Genomic DNA, 17,155 nt, shown 5'->3' on the forward strand with positions numbered 1-17,155 from the left:
CGTGATCAGGTCGCCGGGGAAGGACCGAGCGGTTGAGGCGCTCTCGGCCTCGGTCCCCCCGTCGGGGCCAGGGCGCCGCTCCCCCTCTTTCCTGGCCCCAGTACGGGCCCTTCGCAGGGAGCACCACCATGCATCTGATCAATCACCGGTCGGACCGTGCCGCAGCCCAGGCGTTCGTCGAGCTGCTGGGCTGGCAGGTCAAGGTCGGCCACCGGTGCCGGACGTGGCAGGGCTGTACGTGTGAGAACCCGGAGTGCCCGGTGCCGGGCGCGCACCCGGTGGCCGACGGGTCGCCGCTGCTGCGCGATGCCGAGGCCGTGTGCGCGGCCCTGGAGGCCTCGCCGGGCGGGGCGCTGATCGCGCCGACGACCGCGTTCGACGCGGTCGTGGTGCCGCGGGACCTCGGGTCGGCGACGCTGGCGGCCCTGGACGCCAAGTCCCGGCAGGTGCCGTGCATCCTCACCGGGTCCACGGCGACGTTCCTGGTCGAAGCCGGCACCGGGCAGGAAGCGTTCCAGGGCGAGGAGACGCCGGGGGAGGTGCGCGGGGGTGGCGAGGGCTGGGTGGCGCTGCCGCCCTCGACTGGGTGCCGGTGGGACACCTTCCCGTGGCTGGACGGCACCGTGACGCCGCGGGCGCTGCGCCCGGGCGGTGACCTGGCGGGCCCGATCGCGGACTCGCTGCTGTACTACCGGTCCCGGCTGGCCGCCAGGACCGTCGAGGTCGGGGCGGAGGCTGTGGCGTGAGCGGCATCGTGACTGGCGCGGAGCGCGAGGCGGCGGTGGCGCAGTGGCTCATCTGCGCCGTGCAGGCCTCGGAGCGTCGCGCGGTCTGGCAGGACTGGACGCAGCGCGGCGCGGCGCTGATGCCGTGCGGCGTGCTGTTCTCCGGGGTGAAGATCACGGCGAGGACGGTGACGGCCGCAGCCGGCAGTGAAGACGTGGACGCGTACCTCGCGCGCGTCATCCAGGGGCCGGTGATCTGCACGCAGAACGGCCGGTCGTACGTGGCGCTGGTCGGGCCGAGCGTGGCCCGGCGGTGGAAGGTGCCCGGGGTGAGCATGCTCGGCGACGGGGCGTTCCTCGGTGTCCCGCGGCCGTCGCTGGACCGGGCCTCGGGGGCGAGTGCGTTCTGGGCGGTGCCGTTCGACTCGCCCGGGATGCTGTGCATGGGGCACGACGTCGAGCACGTCGTGGAGGCGGGCAGGCGGGGAGGGCCGGCCTGTGGCTGACATCGGGTACCCGCTGGACGTGCAGGCCGCCGAGGCGGCGGTCCGTGCGGTGGACGAGGTCAGGCTGGCCACCGCGGTGGGCGCGCCAGTGGACGCCATCGCGCTCTTCCAGCTGCACGAGGAGCTGATCGGCCATTTGCTGCTGCTCCTCGCGGAAGTGCAGGAGCTGTACCGGGACCAGCCGGGGCGCGCGTGGATGGGGCAGGTCGTCGAGGGCGCGGTGCGGCTGGCCGGCGGCCTCGCGGCCCGGCCTGGCATCGGCCACCTGGACGAGGTCCTGGTGGTCGCGGGTGTCTGCAAGCTGCTGCTTGTGCTGCACCAGATCCACCCACAGGCCACCCCCACCTCGGAGGCCGTGTCGTGATCGGCGATCTGTCCATGAACGATGCGATGCGGTGGCTGAACAAGGAACTCGCCACAGCGGGGTTCCGGGCCTGGGAGGTCGTTGAGGACGGCCGCTACAGGCAGGTCACCGAGGGCATCGGCTGGTGTCAGCGGGCGGGGTGCAGCCGGAAGCCTGGCCGCCCGGGGCGCTCGGCTGCCTTCGCCTCACTTGGTACCCGGACCCGGCGTTCCGGCGGGACTACCGGACCGGCCGTGTCCCCGCCGGCGCCGCCGGGCACTGGCGGGAGTCGGTGGATGCGCTGCTCGCCACGGTGCGAGACCTTGGTCTCGGCGTCGCCGTGACCGGGCCGCCGCGGACCCCGGAGCGGAACGCGTCGACGTGCCTCCTCGTCTGGGAACCGGGCCCCGACACCCCGACCGACTGGCCACCGCCCGGCGCGTGGGATGGTGTGCCCCCAATGAAGCCGAACTTCGTGGACGGCTGGCCGAGCTGGGCTGAGGGGCCCGGCGTCGAGGTGGGCGACGCGTTGCGGCTCCTGGCCCGCAGGCGGGAGGCCGAGGACCTGCTGTCTGTCGGCCAGGTCTCGGTCAGGGACGCGGACGGCGTGCTGTGGCCTCCCGGTGCGCGCGCCTGCGCCCGGGTCCTGTGGACCCCGGAGAAGGCCCACGAGCGGGACGCCAGCGGCGCGTTGTCGACCGATGCCCTGCTGCACTGGCGGACGCCTTCCGGCTCCTGCACCCGGAGCTGGCTGAGTACTCGTGGGTCGGGCGCACCGGGGACGGCTACCGCTACGACCACGCGCACGCCTCGCGGCTGCTCGCCAAGCGGGTGACCGCCTGCACGTACGACCACGTCCCGCGGACCGGCGAGCAGCGGCTGACCGACCACTCGGCGCTGGCCGTCCGCTTCGACCTGGCGGCGGCCGAGCCGCTCGTGGTCGATGACCCATCACGGCCGGCTGGGCGCCGGCCCAGTCCTGAGAGCGCGAGGAGAGGCACATGGAAGACGAGCTGTGGGTTCGGGTTGAGAAGCTGCGGGCCTGGCTGGACGACAAGGCCGACGAGGTGCCGGCTGCGGACGTGCGGCTGCTGCGGATCCTCAAGATCTCGGAGGAGGTCGGGGAGGTCGGGGAGGCCGTGCACGGTGCTCTCGGGGCGAATCCGCGCAAGGGGCACAGCCACGGGTGGGCGGACGTCGAGACGGAGCTGGCAGACGTCATCGTGACCGCGATGGTCGCGCTCGACACCATCTCGGGTGACGGGCGCCAGGTTCTCGCGGACCGACTGCGGGAGCTGGTGGTCCGGGTCGGCCTGGAAGCGCCCGCCGAGGTGGACTGAGCGCCCGCTTGCGGAGTCACTGGCGTGGGGTCGGGGTGTCAACGTCTCGGTGACGCATCCGCGCCAAGCGCTACTGCGCCTGGGGCGCGCTGCCCACCGTCCCCAACCCCGAGGGGCAAACGCTGTGGTGACATGCTTCTCGCAGTGGTACCGACGATCCGCGGCTGACGGTGCCCGCTGCTCGGTGGCGTGGGTGGTTTCCAGCCATACCTGGAGAAGGCGGCCAGAATCTGCCGCACTGACTGCGAGGCGGCTGGGCGGGCAGGGAAGTGGCGTCCTGTCCGCCCAGGTCAGCAGCGAGGCGGTGCCCGTTCCCGAGGGGACTTCCCGGCCGTGTTCCCACGGGAACATGAGGGTGGGGAGATCCTGGGAGATCCGGAGTGAAGCGGGGAGATTCGGGCCGGTTCTCGCAGGTCACGGCATCGCCGCAGGTCAGATGGGGTGCCCTTTCCGGTTCTCGCCTGGCCGAGACCATCGCGGTCCCGGTGAGCCGCTCCACGCTCCGATCCCCGAGCGGGCGGTCGACGCAGGTGCGCAGGACGCCCCTTGGTCCTTCGAAGAGGGCGGCCGGCCGAGTCTCGATCGACCGGCCGCCTCCTTTGTCAGACGTTCTGCTGGGCGAGCGGATTGGCGACGGACAGGGACTTGGTCGCGAGGACGACGTGGGCGTCGCCATTCGGAGAGCTGATCTCGACGAGTCCGGCCGAGTCTGTGATCGGGTGATCCGAGTTCCCTCGGCCAGGGCGTCTCACCGTCACTTGCCGTCACCGGCGGGGCTGAAGGCGGACTCCTGTGACTCGGCAGGGGCGAGATGCCATACGCCGTGGGCAAGGTCGAGTGTCGCCGTATGGTCGGCCCGCTCCGGGAGCCGCTGGCCAAGGTGCCATCGCTGCGACTGGGCCGACAACTCGACGGTCACCGTGGTCTCGGACGCGGTCCCGACGACTCCGATCCAGTGGGGGCTCTCGGCAATCAGCTGCTCCGGCAGCGCACCGTCCGGTTCCGGGACTCTCACTGATGAGGCTCCACCGGCACCGAGCAGAGCGGACCCGGCCAGCAGGGCCAGCAGCCGGCCGAGGACCGACGAGGGCATGGCCGGATCCGTCGATTCCACCGCCAGGTAGCAGTCGTCGTGCCCGGAGAACCAGAAACGCGAGCCATCGAGGCGAGGGAGGACTGGTTCGTCGCCGACGGCCGTGCCCATGACCAGAGCGAGCTCATCGAGCTGCTCGGGCGTCGCGCCCGCCGGCACGTCGACCAGCGACAGCTCGTAGGGCGACCAGTCGCCGCTCAGGAATCGGGGCAGGCTGTCCCGATGCATCACCAGGAACTCCTCGCCGAGCTCGATGGAGTCAGAGGCCCACGGCTTGACCGGGTGGACGGTGCAGTCGACCCCTTGCTCCGCTGCGATCAGGGACGGCCGCCACTGCTGGTGGTCCTCGTGCAGGAAGCAGTTCGTCGCCAGGTTCACGACGACGACCGTGTCGCTCGCCGTACGGGTGAGCAGATCGATCAGCTCAAGGGCCTGGGCTGCCGCCGCGCTGATCATCCATGAGCCGTCGGTCTCGCGGACGCTGAAGCTCAACGGGAACGGCAGACGCTCCAACCCGACACAGTTGACGCTGAATGCCCCTTGGCGCTCCACCTTGACCACTGCCGCAACCCCCGTATGAACTCGCCCGCACCGTGACTTGTGCGGACCATCATCCCCTCTGTGTCGACCTGTCCGGAGTCCGGTATCGGTGGGAGTTCGTGGATCGAGTGATCGATGCTCGTAGGCCTGAGGGTGCGTGAGGTCCACGAGGGTGGTCACCGGGGGCGTACACCTTCCAGGTGCTTCCCGCCTGGGCGGCGACGGCCTCGGTGTGGACGGCCTCGGTGTGGACGGCGGGATGAACGATGGGGCGGCACGGCGGCTGATGCCCTGCCGCGGTGCACCGCCGGTACATCCCGGGAGGGCCGGTGCCCGCCACGCGCGCCGGAACGGCTGGGACACCGTCGCGGCACCGACCGTCGGTCACGCGGGCGCGGCCGACAGGCAAGCGAGCGCTTGCGTATGGGCTTCACGCAGGGGACACCGACGCCACCGACGCCACCGACGTCACCGACGCCACTCCCGGCTACCCGGTGTTCCAGGAGTGCACGGGAATCCGACCGTCCGCGCACTCCTGTGGGGCGAGTGTCACAGGTGGTGCCGGGCGAAGAACTGCCAGGCGGCGGCGGAGGCGTCCGGGCCGGTGGGGTCGCTGAACCGGGCGACCGCGGGGTCGGTGGAGCCGCCGGACCACGTGTGGGCCATGCCGTGGACGGTCCAGAACTCCAGGAGGCCGCCGTACTCGATGGTGGTGTAGGCACGGCCGCCGGGAACGGTGGCGTCGGTGCTCCGGGTGGGTCGGGCGGGGATGGCGGGCAGTCCCTGGGCGGCGAGGGCCAGGTCGTCGGTCCGGCGCCACTGCTCCAGGGCCTGGAGGCCGCACTGGTAGGGGACGAGCGGGTCGGCGTCGCCGTGGAAGAGGATCACCGGGACGGGGCGGCGGCGCGGGCCCATCTGCTCGAACGCCTGCTGGGCCAGGGCCGTCGTGTCGGCGGTCGGCAGGTACGGGCCGGCGCAGCCCGCGAGCCCGTGGGCGTAGGCGGCGCCGGAGTAGACGCCGATCGCGGCGTAGAGGTCGGGGTAGTCCGCTCCGAGCATGGAGGTTTCGAAGCCGCCGGCGGACATGCCCAGGGCGTAGGTGCGGCTGGTGTCGACGTTCCAGGCGGCCGCCACGGCGCGGGTCATGCCGGCGATGGCGGCGGCGTCGCCGCGGTCGCGGGTCTCGCCCTGCGGGTCGGTGACGGCGCGCCAGCAGCGGCCGTTGAGGAGGCGGTCGTAGGCGTCGCCGTCGGGGTAGAGCACGATGGCGTGCCGCTGTTCGGCCACCTCGTTGAACGCGCTGGACTGCGCGCGCTGGTCGGCGGTGCTGTTGCAGCCGTGGAGCAGGACCACGAGCGGTGACGGCGTCCCGGGGTCGTAGCCGGAGGGGACGTAGAGGCTGTAGTCGTAGACGTCGCCGGCGGAGTCGTAGCTCTGGTGGAGGTAGCTGCCGGGCCCAGGGAAGACGAACGACGTGGACGCGGTGGACGTGGCCGACGAAGCGGACGCGGTGGACGTGGCCGACGCGGTCGGGGCTGGCAGGAGCAGGCCGGTGGCGGTGGCCAGCAGGGCCAGCAGGCGGGCGGGGCCGGGTTTCACGCGGTGGTCTCCTTCGAGGGGGTCGGACGGGTCTCAGCGGAGGGCGGCGCGGCGGGCGAGTTCCCGCTGGAGGCGGCGGACGTCGTCGGCCCAGGGGCGGTGCAGCAGGGTGAGGAAGAGTCCGTTGGCGAGCATGAGGCCGACGAGGACGGTGAGGAAGACCGGGCGGAGCCCGAAGGCCTCGCCGGTCAGGCCGGCGCCGAGGGTGAAGGCGGCCCAGGCGAGGGCCTCGGCGACGGAGACGTAGACGGTGAAGGCGGCGTCGCGCAGTTCCGGCGGGACGACGGCCAGCACCATCGGGCGGTTGATGCTGGGGTTGACGCCCTGGGTGACGCCCATGAGCAGGAAGAGCAGGGCGTGGGGACCGATGCTGCCGTAGTCGATCTGGGTGCCGAGGCAGGCGAGGACGGCGAAGGCGATCTGGGCGCTCTGGAGGGCGGCCGGCAGGCCGTGGCGGGGGCTGCGGCGGTCGGCCCAGTCGGCGAGGAAGCCCCCGAGGGCGGTGCCGAGGACGTAGCCGAGGCCCAGCGGCAGCAGGACGATGGCGGCCTTCGCGGTGGTGAATCCGAAGACGTCGACCAGGTAGACGACCGCGAAGGAGCCGAGGAGGAGGTGTCCGGACAGCAGCCGGGAGGCGACCAGCACGGCGAAGGTGCGGATGCGCAGCAGGGAGAGCAGCGCGGCGCGGTCGAGCTTCGGCAGGGCGGCCGCGGGTGTGCCGGTGCGTCCGGCGAGCTGCGGTTCGGCGGCTCCGCGGCCCGGGTCGCGGAAGAACAGCAGGAGGAGCAGCCCGAAGAGGACGTTGAGGGTGCCGATGGTCCAGAAGCCCCAGCGCCAGCCGTCCTTGATTCCGGAGAGCCGGCCGATGAGCGGGCCGAGGGCGGACCCCGCCAGGGCGAGTCCGCCGTAGAGGGCGCCGGTGGCACGGCCCCGGGAGGGGCCGGGGAACAGGTCGCCGAGGATGCTCGGCACCAGGGGCTGGGCCGCGGCGTATCCGGCGGCCAGGAGCGTGGTGAGCAGCAGCAGTTGGCCGAAGTCCCGGGCGAAGCCGGCGGCGATGCCCCAGACGCCCCAGAAGCCGGTGGCCAGGACGAGGACGCTCTTGCGGGACCAGCGGTGCGCGGCCCAGGCCCACAGCGGTCCGGCGACGACGCCGACGAGCTTGCCCGTGGCGGTGAGGACGCCCAGGGAGCCGAGGGTGAGGCCGAGGGACTGCCGGATCACCGGGAACAGTCCGCTGATCAGGCCGGCTTCGGAGCCGTCGACGAGCATCGCGCCGCCGAGGAGGGCGAGTTGGCGCCAGCGTCCCCGTCCCTGCCCGCAGGCTCGTGGGCTGGTGTCAATGCCGCCACCGGCGTCGGCGTCGATCGGGGCGGTCGGTCTCAGGTCGGTATGCTCGGGCACGGGTCACTCCTGCGGGTCACGTGGTTCGTGTGAAGGAACGGCGCCGGGGAGTGACGACCGGTGGCGGGGTGGCCGCCCCGCCACCGGTCATCTCACGGTCCCCGTTCGACCGGGGGCGGGCCTGGCGGAGGCCGGAGCCCGACGGGTGTCAGAGCTCGGCCAGTTCGCGGGCGACGGCGTGCAGCGCCCGGGCGTCGAACCGTCCGCCCACGATGGCTGCCAGGTCGAGCAGCGGGAGTCCGCCGAGGAACTGGAGGAACTCCGAGTCGACGATGCCGGGCAGGTGCTTGCGCAGGACCTCCACGGCGACGGGGTCGGAGATCAGCGCGAGGACGGGCGTGTGCACCGAGAGCCGGCCGGCGGGGAAGTCCTGGGCGCGGGGGAACGGCCGGGCGGCGTCGCGCGCCCGGTCGCGCTGGGCGCGGACCAGCAGGTGCTCGTCCGAGACCGGTCCCTCGGCGGGGAGTCCGAGGCGTTCGTACTGGCTCGGCGGCGCGTCGTTGTCGCGCATCAGGTCGACCAGCAGCCCTGCCATCCGCAGCTCGGCCGCGTCGTCGACGACGGGGGACAGCTGCTCAGGGTCGGCCTCCAGGTCGAACAGGAGGGTGCCGTGCTGGTACGGGTTGAGGAGGGAGCGGCCCGGGGTGCGCAGGGTCCGTACGCCCTTGGTGAAGCTGAAGGGCTCGGCCAGTTCGAGGTCCCGCAGCTCGGCGGGGGTGAACCGGCCGCGCATGCGGGTGGGCATCAGGGTGTGCTCCAGCAGGGGCTGGTTGTCCGGGTTCACGGGTGCCCGCAGGTAGACCCAGCGGCCGTCGGTGACGTTGACATGGCCGCCGTGGGCGCCGAACAGGCCGGCCTCGCGGACCGGGGTGTCGGCCGCGACGGGCAGCGGGTGGCCCTGCATGTCCGCGGGCCGCTCCATGCCGAAGAAGTCCAGCAGGGTGGGCGCGAGGTCGATCGTCTGCACCAGTGCGCCGCGGCGCTCGCCGGCGCGGCCGGCGCGCGGGTCCCAGACGAACAGCGGGAGGCGGACGAGCTCGTTGTACCAGGGCTGGATGTTCTTGCCCCACCAGCCCTTCTCGCCGAGCAGCAGGCCGTGGTCGGTGTTGACGATCAGCAGGGTGTCGTCCCACAGGGCGAGTTCGTCCATCAGGTCGAGTACCCGGCCGAGCGAGTGGTCGCACATGGACAGCAGCGCCGCGTACTCGTTGCGGGCGTGGGCGACCTGGTCGTCGCTCTCCACCACCCGTTTGTAGTCGGGCCAGTCGAAGTGCGGGCCGTCGTAGTCGTGCGGGTAGAGGTCCTTGTAGCGCTGGTGGGAGAAGAAGGGTTCGTGCGGGTCGAAGGTCTCGATCTGCACGAACCAGCGGTCGGCGTCCCGGTTGGTGCGGACGAACTCGACGCCCGCGTCGAAGGTGAGCGTCTGCGGGTGCTCGGCCTCGGTGGGCAGGTACCGCCGGTTGACCCAGTCCTGGCGGTGGGTCGCGAACCGCAGCCGCTTCAGATCCTCGGGGATCTCGGGGTCGGCGACCTGCCCCTTCCACGGGTCGCCCTCCTGGCCGCGGAAGAACTCCCAGGTGGTGTACCGGCCGTGGTAGGTGGCGCCGCCGTCCTCCCAGTAGTGGGGGTGGTCGCTGGCCAGGTGGGTGTGGACGCCGTGCTGCTTGAGCAGCTCGGGCATGGAGTCGTCGAACGGCTCCAGCGGGCCCCAGCCGCGGTGCAGGAAGTTGTGGCGGCCGGTGTGGATCTCGCGGCGGGCCGGCATGCAGGGCAGCGAGCCGGCCCACGCGTTGTCGAAGGTGACCGAACGCTCCGCGAGGCGGCGGAAGTTGGGAGCGTGGGTCCAGTCGCCCCCGTACGGCGGCAGCAGGTGCCGGTTGAGGCTGTCGAACATCACCATGATCGCCTTCATCGGGCGTCCCCCTCCGTCGCGGCGGCGTCCTGGGCCTGCCGCTCCTCCAGCATGGTCAGCATTCCTTCCAGCCAGTCGACCCAGCGGTCCACCGAGGCGGCGCCGAAGCGGTGCAGCTCCTCGGCGACCTCACGGGCCAGCCGCTGGTCGAGCTCGGGCAGCGGGTCGGTGAAGCGCAGGCTCCGGTCCCGGCCGCGGTTGCGGGCGATCTGGGCGCGCCGGAAGTCCAGCTCGGTGCGCAGCAGCCGGATCGCGGCCTCCAGGTCCAGCGGCGCCGCGAAGGCGAAGCGGGCGAGGAAGTCCGCGTCCTGGAAGCGGCTCGGCGGGTCGTACGGGGAGCGCACCCAGTCCAGCAGGGCCTCCCGTCCGACCGGGGTCAGCCGGTAGACCTTCGCGTCCGGGCGGCCCTCGCGGGGGTCCACCTGGTAGTCGACCCAGCCGTCCACGACCATCCGTCCGAGCAGCCGGTAGATCTGGCTGTGGTGGGCCCGCGACCGCAGGAACTGGCCCTCGGTCTCCACCCATTTGCGCAGGTCGTACCCGCTGAGCGGGCGGCCGGCCAACAGTGCGAGCAACACGTACTCGAAGCGCAACTCCATCTCCCCTATGTGCATGGTGTCCTATGTGCAGAGTGCTCTAGCCACGGCGGAAGGACAACGCCTTCGGCGGTCCCGCCATCAGCTGTTCACGGGAGTTCACGCAGCCGCAGCACCGGACGGAACGCAGGAGGGCGCCGACGACCTGGAGGCGGCGGCCTTCGGACTGGCTTTGGTGACCAAGGCAATGTCGATCTGCTTCCCGGATGGCTTCCTGCCGATCTTCTCCGCCTCGCACGTACGGCACTTCGCCGCTCTGCCCGCCGCGCCCGAACTCCTCAAGGCCTCCAGCATCCGGACCTGGCGGGCCAACCTCGTTCAGCACGACCTGATCCGCCGCAACCGGCTGTTCGAGGACTGGCACCCACACGAGGTCATGCACTGCCTCTACTCCGCATACGACCCCCGGATCGTCGACGGAGACGTGTGGAAGATCGCCCCCGGCGATGGTGCCTGTGTCTGCAGCGCCCCGTTTGACCCCGTCGCTCGCCCTGAGCTCCGACGGGCCCAGGGCGAACGAGCGGACCTCAGAGGTGGTCAATTCCGCCTGCCGGCTGCCACGACCTTGTACTCGGCCGTAGGCTGCGAGGATGGCTGCTGTGGGGAACTATCGTGGCGTGATCTTCGACTTCTTCGGTGTACTGACCTTCAATATGGTCGAGGTGATCACCGGTTTCGAGACCCGGGAGGGGATCGCACCTACCAGCAGCAGTGCCGTGATGCCCAGCTGAACGCCACCCTCGTCGGCGACTTCGACCGCCAACTCGCCCGCGCCCTCGCCGCCCTGCCCACCACCCGCGTCATGGCCTGCCCCAGCCGCGGCGAGACGCTGGCCAACGTCGTCTTCGAGACCGGCCTGTGGGCGCAGAACCATGGCGCGATCGTCCTCGCCCCCGGCCGCGACGGCTTCCCCGAGCAGATCACCGACGGTCGCAACGGCCTGCTCTACCCGCCGGACGAGGACCGAGCTCTCACCGCCGGGCTGCGCCGCGCCCTGGCCCTGCCCGAGGAGGAGCACCGTCGGATCCGGCGGGCCGCGCACGCCCGCGTGGTCACCGAGCGGGATGCCGCCGGGCACCTCGCCGCGCTGCTCGCCCGGTTCTTCCCGCCTCCGGCCCCGGGCGCCGGTAGACTCCCGGGTCATCCCATCCCGGATGCCCGTCAGCCGCGGTCACAGGCCACCACCAGCCAGCTCGACCCTCTGGAGGCCTCGCGATGACCCCTCTGCCGCTGCTGCTCGTCGACGGCCACAACCTCCTCTACCGGGCCTGGTTCGGATTCGCCGCACGGATCTTCGACCGGGCCAAGGAACACGACCGCACCGGCGTGTTCGGCTTCGCCGCCCTGCTGCGCAAGGCCCAGCTGCAGCACGCCGCCGCCCACGAGATCTTCGTCGTTTTCGACTCCGAGAATGGCGCCGAGATCCGAGTCGAGCAGGACGCCACCTACAAGGCCAACCGGGCCGTGGAGCAGGACCCGGGACTGATGGAGTCCCTCGCGCACATCAAGGCCGCCCTCGACGAGACCGGAGTGCGGTGGATCGAGCAGGACGGCTGCGAAGGCGACGACGTCATCGCGACCCTGGCCGCCCAGGCCCGCCGCCAGGGCCGACCGGTGGACGTGATGAGCGCCGACAAGGACTTCCTGCAGCTGCTCGCCGACCCCGGAGTGCGCCTGCTGAACACCATGCTCGCCGAGCACCGGCGCCACAGCACGGGCGCGGACGTCGTGGCCCGCTACGGCGTCACCGCCGCCCAGTGGCCGGACTACCGCGCGCTGACCGGCGACCCCTCGGACAACATCGCCGGCGTGCGCGGCATCGGCTGCAAGACCGCCGCCCGCCTGCTGCGCGACGGCCGCTCCCTCGAACAGATCCCCACCGACGAGCTGCGCCAGGCATGGGCCGGGCAGTGGCAGGACGCGCTGCGGTGGCGGGAGATGATCCGCCTCGACCACAAGACCGAGCTGCCCGACGAGCTGCTCACCGGCGCGCCGACCGCGGCCCTTCCCCGCGCCGCTCTTCTCCTGGAAAGGCTGGACCTGTGGTGACCGGCACGGTGCTGTGGGACTTCGACGGCACCCTCGGCCACCGCCGCCACGGCACCTGGGCCGAGTGCCTCCTCGAGATCCTCGACCGCCACCAGCACGACCACCCCTGGCAGTTCACCGACCTCTTCGACGCCCTGGCCACCGGATCCCCCTGGCACCACAGCGACCACCCCCACCTCGCCGACGCCGACCGCTGGTGGGCCCACATCACCACCGTGATCCGCGACGCCCTGACCGGACTCGGCATGGACCCTGAGACGGCCGCTGGCGCGGCGCATGCGACCCGCGCCACCTACACCGACACCCGCGCCTGGTCCCTCTACCCGAACGCCCTGCAGAGCCTGGACCACCTTCGGGCCCAAGGCTGGCAGCACATCGTCATGCCCAACCATGTCCCCGAACTCCCGGCGATCCCCGACGCCCTCGACGTCACCCCGCGACTGACGGCCGTCATCAACTCGGCCGCCACTGGCTTCGAGAAGCCCCCAGAGGCATTCGGCCGCGCGCGGGCGGCGGCCGGTCCAGGCCCCATGTGGATGGTCGGTGACAACCCGCACTCGGACGTCGCCAGCGCCCAGGCGGCCGGCATCAACGCCACCTGGGTCCAGCGCCCCTACGGCCGCGGCATACCGGACCTGCCCGCCGCAGCCCGCATGGTCCTCGAACACCGCGGCGAGAGCCACACGCTGTGGTGGGAAATCCCGCCCGCCTGCGCCGAAAGCGCCCGCGCCACCCATCCGGTCGGCTAGTCTCACGACGTCTGCGACGTAGATGCCCGGCCAGCGCCCCGGAACCGGCGCGCGAAAGCCAGGCATGCACCAGAGCATCCCCGCACCCGCCCAGGCCGAGTGCCTCACCGCGTTCGCCCGCCTGCGCGCCGGTTCCCCCACGGGCGCGTTCGAGATCGGCGAAGGCTGCAACTTCTACCCGCCTTCACCCGATCTCGGCCGTCACCTCGCGACCCTGCTCCACGGCCTCGCCGCCCACGGCGGCCTTTCCCGGTACTCCGACCCGTTCAACGGCGGAGCCAAGGCGGCCCTCGCCGAACTCACCACGGCCCGGCTCGGCATCCCCCTGACCGCACAGGACATCACCTTCGTCCAAGGCGGCACCGAAGCGATCAGTCTGATCATCAGCCACCTGGCCGCCGCCGGGCACAGCCTCACCCTGCCCATCCCGAACTACTACGGCTTCGACCACTCCGCCGCTCGCTGGGGCGCACCCATCGCGTCCTACTACCGGCACGACGGCGTGACCCACCCCAACAGCAAGCAGACCGGCCACCGAAGTGCCCTCGTCGAGGTCCTGCCCAACGGCGTGACCGGAACGCTCTTCGCCCGGCCGGCCGGCAGCCCGGACTTCACCATCCTGGACCTCGTGTTCCAGCACGGCGCCCACCACGACCCGTCCGCGCTGCAGGTGGCGGTCCAGTCCCGCATGCACGAACTCGACCTCTGCCACAGCGCGGTCATCATGACCGCCTCGAAGGACCTGGCGATGCCCGGCCTGCGCGCCGCCGCGATCATCACCCGCAACCGCACCCTGCGCCAGCACCTGTCTGCGGACGCCTTCGACCGCGCCCCCGCCGGCTCCCCGCTGGCCACGCTCCTCATGGTCCTCTACGCAGCCATCCTCTACACAGCCAACGGCCCGACCGAACTCCTCAACGAGCGCCACCAGACGGCACAGCAGATCGTTCACGACCACGGCTTGCCCGACCTTCCCGACGCGGCCACGACCCACCAGGTGCACGCCCACTTGAACACTATGGCCCGGCGCTTCCGCAGCAACAGCGAGCTGCTCACGGGACCGTCCAGCCCCCTCGCGGTCGCCGACGATCTGGTCCCGACGGCGGGGTACTCGGCGTTCCCGCACCTGCGCGTACCGAAGGCGGACTTCCTGGACTGGGTCCGTCGGTGCGGAATGAACGGCCTGCTACTCAACCCCACTCTCCTGCACGCCGGGACCGCAGCCGCCTGGCAGGCACTGCACCCCGGTCAGCACCTGCGAGTCAACCTCTCCGAATCCGCCAGTCGAACAGGGACCGGTCTGCAACGGCTCTGGGCCGAGCTCCAGGCGGAGCCGCGTTGACGATCACGTCCGGCAAGGCACCAGCGCTCCGCACAGGGGCATCCTTCGTCCGCCATCCACGAACCGCCAACCCGGCCGGTCGTGTCCCCATCCGGCGCCACCGGGACGACCTCTTCCGCCAGCGACCCACCCGCGGCCGAGCCCGAGGAGCCCCGATCATGCCGGAGGCCCGGTGACCGCGCAGACTCGCAGACCACCCACGCCTGCTTCACAGGTCACCGCCCGAACCCCGTTCACCGCAGCACTCGCCCTCGAACCAGGCGTGCGCGACCCGGCAGCCGTCGCGAAGCTCGCCTGGTTCCCGCGGCACCGACCGGTGCCACGGCTGTTCGCGCCGCTCGGCGACGACCGTCCCGCTCGGCGCCAGCGCCTGCTCGACCTCGCTGACGAACCCGAACAGCACCTCGCCGTCTGCCATGGGATGGACCACGTCCTCATGCAGCGCGACGGCCGCATCCCGAGCGGACCGAACTTGGGTGCCGGCCTGCTGGCCGTCACCCTCCAGGATCTCCGCCGGGTGCCGCTTGAGCCGGTCGAGCGCGGCTTCTGGCCAACCGCTGTCTGTGGCCGGCACCGCTCGGCCCGGGACCGGGGGGGGGAGGGGCGGCGTGAAGCGGCGCCGCCGCGAGGCGGCCGTAGCCGACGGGTCGTCTCCGAGCGAACAGTTGTTGTTCGGTGGCCCGATGCGCTACGACGGCGGCTTCGTCCGTCGCAGAAGATGTCGTCAGGCACCGGTCGCCTCCTCGTTCTCGATCGGGTCGGGGCGCCAGGTGGGGTGGATGACGGTGGCGGCGTGGTCGAGGGAGCGCAGGCCGAGCCGGGTGGCCTGGGCGGCGACCGAGTACGCGCCGGTGATCACCGTGTCGTCGAGTTCTCCGGAGGCCAGGGCCTTGCCGGGCCCTTGCCCTTCGAACACGGTGGGGGGCCAGACGCGGGGCGCATGTCCCGGAGACGCCGTTGACGCACGTGCAGACGCGTCCCGTTCGGTGGACCCCGCGCCGCCCGCGCGGATGGCCTAGGAGAAGTCGGCGGGGCCGGAGCGTCCGCCCGAGACTCGGAGCACCGGAGTGGTATCCGACCGACAGCGGAGCGTGGTCACCTTGGCGGACCTGGCGTACCTCGGCGTGACGGTGCTCGTGTTCGCCGTCCTCGCCCTGCTGGCCAAGGGGGCCGAGCGGCTGTGACGGCCGACAACGTCCTCGGGCTCGTGGTGGCGGCCGTACTGGTCGGCTACCTGGTGCTGGCACTCGTCTTCCCGGAGAGGTTCTGAGGTGGACCCTGCGCTCGCCGGGGTCCTGCAGGTGCTGGCCCTGGCGGCGGCGCTCGCGCTGTCCCACCGCCCGCTCGGCGACTACCTGGCGCACGTGCTGACGACCCGCAGGGACCTGCGGATCGAGCGTGGCGTCTACCGGCTGGTCGGGGTGAACGAGGAGTCCGAACAGACCTGGCCGGCCTATCTGCGGGGCGTGCTGGCGTTCTCGGCCGTCTCGGTGCTGTTCCTCTACGGCTTCCAGCGCCTGCAGAGCCACCTGTGGCTCTCGCTCGGCTTCCCGGACGTGCCCGCCGCGACGGCGTGGAACACCGCGGTCTCCTTCGTCACCAACACCAACTGGCAGTCCTACAGCGGCGAGTCCACGATGGGCCACCTGGTGCAGATGGCGGGCCTGGCGGTGCAGAACTTCCTGTCCGCCGCCGTGGGCATCGCCGTGGCCGCGGCGCTGGTCCGCGGGTTCGCCCGGAGCGGGACCGACCGGGTGGGCAACTTCTGGGTGGACGTCACCCGGGTCACCGTGCGGGTGCTGCTGCCGGTGTCGGTGGTCTTCGCGGTCGTCTTCGTCGCCGCCGGCATGGTCGAGAACCTGCACGCGGCCCAGCCGGTCGGCACGCTCGGCGGAGGCACCCAGGCCCTCACCGGCGGCCCGGTGGCCTCCCAGGAGGTGATCAAGCTCCTCGGGACCAACGGCGGCGGCTTCTACAACGCCAACTCGGCCCACCCGTTCGAGAACCCGAACCCGCTGACGAACTGGCTGGAGGTCTACCTCCTGCTGGTGATCGGCTTCGCGCTGCCCCGTACCTTCGGCACGATGGTCGGCGACCGGCGCCAGGGCCACGCGATCGTCGCCGTCATGGCCCTGATCTGGATCGCCTCCACCGCCCTGACGGCCCTGTTCGAATGGCAGCACGAGGGTTCGGCACTCAGGGCTGCGGGCGCCGCGATGGAGGGCAAGGAGGTGCGCTTCGGCATCTCCGCCTCCACGCTGTTCGCCGCCGGCACCACGCTGACGTCCACCGGCGCGGCGAACTCCGCGCACGACTCCTTCTCCCCGCTCGGCGGGGGCGTGCTGCTCGTCGACATGATGCTCGGCGAGATCGCACCCGGCGGCACCGGATCCGGCCTCTACGGCATCCTGGTCCTCGCCGTGGTCACCGTCTTCGTGGCAGGCCTCATGGTCGGCCGCACCCCGGAGTACCTGCGCAAGAAGCTCGGCGCACGGGAGGTGAAGTTCGCCTCCCTGTACATCCTCACCACCCCGGCGGTCGTCCTCGTCGGCACCGGCACGGCGATGACCCTCCGCGCGGAGCGCTCGACCGCGCTCAACAGCGGCCCGCACGGCTTCTCCGAGGTCCTGTACGCCTTCACCTCGGCCGCCAACAACAACGGCTCCGCCTTCGCCGGCCTCACCGCCACCAGCACCTGGTGGGAGACCGCCCTCGGCCTGGCCATGCTGTTCGGGCGGCTGCTGCCGATGGTGTTCGTCCTCGCCCTGGCCGGGTCGCTCGCGCGACAGAGCACCGTCCCGGTGACCGCGGGCACCCTCCCCACCCACCGGCCGCTGTTCATCGGCATGCTGACCGGCGTGGTGCTGATCGTGGTCGGGCTGACCTACTTCCCGGCCCTGGCGCTCGGACCGCTCGCGGAGGGGCTGCGGCGATGACGACGCCCGCACCGGACCCTG

The 17,155-nt window shown here is 71.9% G+C and carries 17 protein-coding genes; 10 read left to right on the forward strand and 7 right to left on the reverse strand.

The features are described 5' to 3' along the window. Nucleotides 1–128: 128 nt before the first annotated feature. From ACFRAR_RS11085 to ACFRAR_RS11100, 4 genes are all read left to right on the forward strand, one after another. Nucleotides 129–746, forward strand: a complete 618-nt coding sequence (locus ACFRAR_RS11085) for a hypothetical protein (RefSeq protein ID WP_380697177.1) — start codon at nucleotides 129–131, stop codon at nucleotides 744–746. Beyond that, the gene (locus ACFRAR_RS11090; RefSeq protein WP_380697179.1) at nucleotides 743–1,231 is read left to right on the forward strand and encodes a hypothetical protein; all 489 of its coding nucleotides are present in this window, start codon (nucleotides 743–745) and stop codon (nucleotides 1,229–1,231) included. Before ACFRAR_RS11085 ends, ACFRAR_RS11090 begins: the two co-directional genes overlap by 4 nt. Continuing rightward, the gene (locus tag ACFRAR_RS11095; protein WP_380697181.1) at nucleotides 1,224–1,595 is read left to right on the forward strand and encodes a hypothetical protein; all 372 of its coding nucleotides are present in this window, start codon (nucleotides 1,224–1,226) and stop codon (nucleotides 1,593–1,595) included. Before ACFRAR_RS11090 ends, ACFRAR_RS11095 begins: the two co-directional genes overlap by 8 nt. A gap of 980 nt (nucleotides 1,596–2,575) precedes the next feature. Then, nucleotides 2,576–2,914: a MazG-like family protein gene (locus ACFRAR_RS11100; RefSeq protein ID WP_380697183.1), complete on the forward strand. Its 339-nt coding sequence runs from the start codon at nucleotides 2,576–2,578 to the stop codon at nucleotides 2,912–2,914. 754 nt (nucleotides 2,915–3,668) lie between these two features. Here the strand turns inward: ACFRAR_RS11100 and ACFRAR_RS11105 are convergent. From ACFRAR_RS11105 to ACFRAR_RS11125, 5 genes are all read right to left on the reverse strand, one after another. After that, a complete protein-coding gene (locus tag ACFRAR_RS11105; RefSeq protein WP_380697185.1) occupies nucleotides 3,669–4,568 on the reverse strand; it encodes a hypothetical protein in 900 nt (299 codons plus the stop codon). A gap of 528 nt (nucleotides 4,569–5,096) precedes the next feature. Next, the gene (locus ACFRAR_RS11110) at nucleotides 5,097–6,146 is read right to left on the reverse strand and encodes an alpha/beta hydrolase family esterase (protein ID WP_380697187.1); all 1,050 of its coding nucleotides are present in this window, start codon (nucleotides 6,144–6,146) and stop codon (nucleotides 5,097–5,099) included. A gap of 33 nt (nucleotides 6,147–6,179) precedes the next feature. Next, nucleotides 6,180–7,550 (reverse strand): MFS transporter, encoded by a 1,371-nt coding sequence (locus ACFRAR_RS11115; protein WP_380697189.1) that lies wholly within the window; start codon nucleotides 7,548–7,550, stop codon nucleotides 6,180–6,182. A gap of 148 nt (nucleotides 7,551–7,698) precedes the next feature. Beyond that, nucleotides 7,699–9,462 (reverse strand): sulfatase, encoded by a 1,764-nt coding sequence (locus tag ACFRAR_RS11120; RefSeq protein ID WP_380697191.1) that lies wholly within the window; start codon nucleotides 9,460–9,462, stop codon nucleotides 7,699–7,701. After that, a complete protein-coding gene (locus ACFRAR_RS11125) occupies nucleotides 9,459–10,076 on the reverse strand; it encodes a PadR family transcriptional regulator (RefSeq protein ID WP_380697193.1) in 618 nt (205 codons plus the stop codon). Before ACFRAR_RS11125 ends, ACFRAR_RS11120 begins: the two co-directional genes overlap by 4 nt. Between ACFRAR_RS11125 and ACFRAR_RS11130 the strand changes: the two genes are divergently transcribed. The 4 genes from ACFRAR_RS11130 (at nucleotide 10,075) to ACFRAR_RS11145 (ending at nucleotide 14,198) form a co-directional block, all read left to right on the forward strand. Continuing rightward, entirely contained in the window at nucleotides 10,075–11,277 is a 1,203-nt protein-coding gene (locus ACFRAR_RS11130; RefSeq protein ID WP_380697195.1) for a glycosyltransferase, read from the forward strand. The genes ACFRAR_RS11125 and ACFRAR_RS11130 overlap by 2 nt on opposite strands. Further along, nucleotides 11,274–12,107, forward strand: a complete 834-nt coding sequence (locus ACFRAR_RS11135) for a 5'-3' exonuclease H3TH domain-containing protein (protein ID WP_380697197.1) — start codon at nucleotides 11,274–11,276, stop codon at nucleotides 12,105–12,107. The genes ACFRAR_RS11130 and ACFRAR_RS11135 overlap by 4 nt, the downstream gene beginning before the upstream one ends. Beyond that, nucleotides 12,104–12,856 carry an HAD family hydrolase gene (locus tag ACFRAR_RS11140; RefSeq protein WP_380697199.1) on the forward strand — a complete coding sequence of 251 codons (753 nt, stop codon included), beginning with the start codon at nucleotides 12,104–12,106 and terminating at the stop codon, nucleotides 12,854–12,856. Before ACFRAR_RS11135 ends, ACFRAR_RS11140 begins: the two co-directional genes overlap by 4 nt. Nucleotides 12,857–12,920: 64 nt before the next feature. After that, on the forward strand, nucleotides 12,921–14,198 hold the full coding sequence (locus ACFRAR_RS11145; RefSeq protein WP_380697201.1) for a hypothetical protein: 1,278 nt from the start codon (nucleotides 12,921–12,923) through the stop codon (nucleotides 14,196–14,198). A 208-nt stretch (nucleotides 14,199–14,406) separates the two neighbouring features. Here the strand turns inward: ACFRAR_RS11145 and ACFRAR_RS11150 are convergent, their stop codons facing one another. Next, nucleotides 14,407–14,772: a hypothetical protein gene (locus tag ACFRAR_RS11150; RefSeq protein ID WP_380697203.1), complete on the reverse strand. Its 366-nt coding sequence runs from the start codon at nucleotides 14,770–14,772 to the stop codon at nucleotides 14,407–14,409. Between the two features lie 150 nt (nucleotides 14,773–14,922). Continuing rightward, the gene (locus tag ACFRAR_RS11155; RefSeq protein WP_380697205.1) at nucleotides 14,923–15,114 is read right to left on the reverse strand and encodes a hypothetical protein; all 192 of its coding nucleotides are present in this window, start codon (nucleotides 15,112–15,114) and stop codon (nucleotides 14,923–14,925) included. A gap of 264 nt (nucleotides 15,115–15,378) precedes the next feature. On the opposite strand from ACFRAR_RS11155, the gene kdpF reads away from it, so the two are divergent. Beyond that, the gene (gene kdpF, locus ACFRAR_RS11160; RefSeq protein WP_196948045.1) at nucleotides 15,379–15,468 is read left to right on the forward strand and encodes a K(+)-transporting ATPase subunit F; all 90 of its coding nucleotides are present in this window, start codon (nucleotides 15,379–15,381) and stop codon (nucleotides 15,466–15,468) included. A gap of 1 nt (nucleotide 15,469) precedes the next feature. After that, a complete protein-coding gene (kdpA, locus tag ACFRAR_RS11165) occupies nucleotides 15,470–17,134 on the forward strand; it encodes a potassium-transporting ATPase subunit KdpA (RefSeq protein ID WP_380697207.1) in 1,665 nt (554 codons plus the stop codon). The last annotated feature ends 21 nt before the right edge of the window (nucleotides 17,135–17,155 follow it).

The sequence above is a fragment of the Kitasatospora sp. NPDC056651 genome, assembly GCF_042792155.1.
Taxonomy (GTDB): Bacteria; Actinomycetota; Actinomycetes; order Streptomycetales; family Streptomycetaceae; genus Kitasatospora.